This window comes from uncultured Campylobacter sp. (genome assembly GCF_938045225.1).
Taxonomy (GTDB): domain Bacteria; phylum Campylobacterota; class Campylobacteria; order Campylobacterales; family Campylobacteraceae; genus Campylobacter_A.
Map to the genome: position 1 here is coordinate 1 of NZ_CALINL010000300.1, position 2,678 is coordinate 2,678.

Annotated in this window: 2 protein-coding genes; both read right to left on the reverse strand. The window is 32.6% G+C overall.

The features are described 5' to 3' along the window. Positions 1-410: GTPase (locus Q0200_RS10900; RefSeq protein ID WP_297941107.1), on the reverse strand; the 410-nt coding region annotated here is incomplete at its 3' end. Next, on the reverse strand, positions 403-2,406 hold the full coding sequence (locus Q0200_RS10905) for a GTPase (protein WP_297941108.1): 2,004 nt from the start codon (positions 2,404-2,406) through the stop codon (positions 403-405). The genes Q0200_RS10905 and Q0200_RS10900, both read right to left, overlap by 8 nt. Between the last annotated feature and the right edge of the window lie 272 nt (positions 2,407-2,678).

Genomic DNA, 2,678 nt, shown 5'->3' on the forward strand with positions numbered 1-2,678 from the left:
ACGTATTTTTTGGTTATATCTTTATATTTTTGTATCGTATGTGCTTCGTCATTAAATTTTTCTTTAAACCCAAATAATCCTGGAGTATCTACAAGCTCGATTTCATCATCTACGTTATATATTTTGACTTCATCAGATGACTCCTCGTGGCTTATTTTCATAGATGCCTTATCTAGCTTTTCAAGCCAAGCAGCAGCTATTGATGTTTTACCCTCGCTAAAGCCACCTACGAGCGCTATTTTTAGCTTCCCGTCCTGCACGTTTTTCAGTGCATTTGCGAGTTTTGTTTTTATGCTTTCGTCTATACTTATGCCGTATTCCTCGCCTTCCATTACAAATTCTTGCAATCTCGTTAAAATTTGCATCGCTTTGTCTTGTTGAGTTTTAAATTCTGCCAAGGTATTATTCATCTTTTCCTCCTAAATTTTTAATGCTTTTAAATACATTTTTTAGTTTTTCAATATTTTCAATAAAAAGCTCTTCTGTAGTTTGAACACTTTGTACGAAAAAATATAGATTAGCTGTTATCTCATCAAGCACCACCCTAATTTCCTCTAAATTTTTATCAAGGCTTGGAGTGATATTGTTTTTTATGCGATTTGCTACATTGTGTATATTGTCATCAGCTTTTTGCCTTTGTTGTGATTTTTTGTAATCACTATCAAACCATCCCCAAACTGACTTTAAAAAGCTTACTATTACGGTAACTACGCCAACTCCAAAGGCTGCCCAGCCCAAAGGATTCCAGACATTTGTAAGAGCAAAAGTCATTATCAGACCCCCTGCCCCTACAGCGCTCCCTAGTAATCCCATTTTGTCCACACCGCTTTTGATATCGATATTTACGCTAAACGAACCAATATTTACGCTTTGTAGCTCATTTATGGTTTCATTCGCTTTTCTAGCAAAGTTACTTAAATCCTGTTGCACCATTGACTCAAATTCATTAAAGCTGCTTTTAATAACGTTAGGTAGTTTGTTTTGTAAATTTTGAACATTTTGGTTTAGGAGGTATTCTAATTTCCTCTTGAAATCGTCATTACTAACGTCTTTATCTATATAGTCATAAATAGAGTTTCTGGTTTCTCTTCTAAAATTTTCTATTTCCTTGTCCACGTCAATGTTGGCACCATTTTTAAGTGATAAAAAAGCCGTATTTATATTGTTTTTAGCATCTTGATATTCCCGCATAAGCATCTCTTTAAGTGGTAGAATATTATTGCATAAAATATCTTTTAAGACGTCTATCAACTGTTTTAGTACGCTATTTGCTTTATAGAAATTTGATTTTTTTATCTTTTTTTGAGCATTGTCCGCTAGTTCATTTTGCAAAAACAAACCAAATTCATCAAGATTAGAGCGGTTAATCAGCTCATTTTTATCAAATTTGTCTAAAAATTTAGCTCTATCTTGAGCAGCTTTGGAGCCTTCAAGTAAGCACTCGGCTACACCAAGAAACGCTATTTTTGCCGATACGACTTTATGTGAAGCATAACTATCGCCAATTATTTCTCGCATCTTTTCATCTACCACTAAAAGCGATTTTTGCTCGCCCTCATTTAGTAAGTTTTCTTTTAGCTGATGATGGGAATTAATGCGTTTATTAAACAAGGCATAAACTTCGCTTTGATCACTTAGATGCTCTTTTATTTTTTCAATCGTTCCTTTTTTGTTATTTTCGCCTTTTTGTGGGGGAGTAACTGAGCTAGTGACATAAAATACTGCATGAGCTCTTTTAACCGACTCTAATATCTCTTCTATTACCTTCTCTTCGCTTCCTTCGATGCCAGGCAGATCTATTAGTATAAAATCGTCAAATTCATAGCTAGTAGACTTCCTTGTAAAATCAGGCCTTCCGTCGCCAATTATCGCACCGTCGGCTAGTTCTATCATCTCACAAACTTCTTTGTTTAAAAAAATTCTCTTAAAACTTATTAGAAATAACCTTAAGCGATTTATTAATGTCTTTCTGTTTTGCTCATTTGATACCAATATTGTTTTCTCTTGGTCATCAAGTTTTTCTTTATTTTCTTGGATTTTTCTTATTTTTTCTACTGATAAGCCGCCAAATTTTTGTTTTAACTCGTTAAATTTAGACATATTTTTTGTCTTTACGATTTCGCCTAGATATATTCTTAATGCTTCTATTAGTGTTGATTTGCCAGCATTAGTCTCGCCGTAAAAAGCAATTACCAACTTATCCCATTCGCTATTTTTCTTTAACTCGGATATTGCATTATCTAAAGTTTGGTTTTTAAAACTTGATACGATTTTTAGCACTCGCTCTTTTGATCCCTGAACTGCTTCATTTTCGCTTTTTTTATCAAGATCAGATAAGATTTTATTTACAGTAGTATCTATAAAATCATAAATTTGATGTGGGTTTTGAATAATATGCTCATTCATATTTTTTCCTTAAAAATATAGGATCAAGATAAATTAATCAGAATTTTTAGCTACGACTTCGTATTGCTACTTGCCTGTGTAATTTTAGTATTATATCTAAAATCGCACAAAATTCTTTCTCTGAATACCTTTAATATTAGATAATCTATTTTTGGTATAAACCAAAAATTCTCAATGTCTTTGATGTGGTTTTATCATTAACTTCTTGTAGAATACCAAGCGTAGATAAAATTTATTTCTTGAATGCTTTATTTTATAATTAGCTTTGGTTC

Bases quoted from the DNA above. Each gene is read 5' to 3' on its own strand.
- Q0200_RS10905 (WP_297941108.1), bottom strand. From the start codon at position 2,406: ATGAATGAGCATATTATTCAAAACCCACATCAAATTTATGATTTTATA.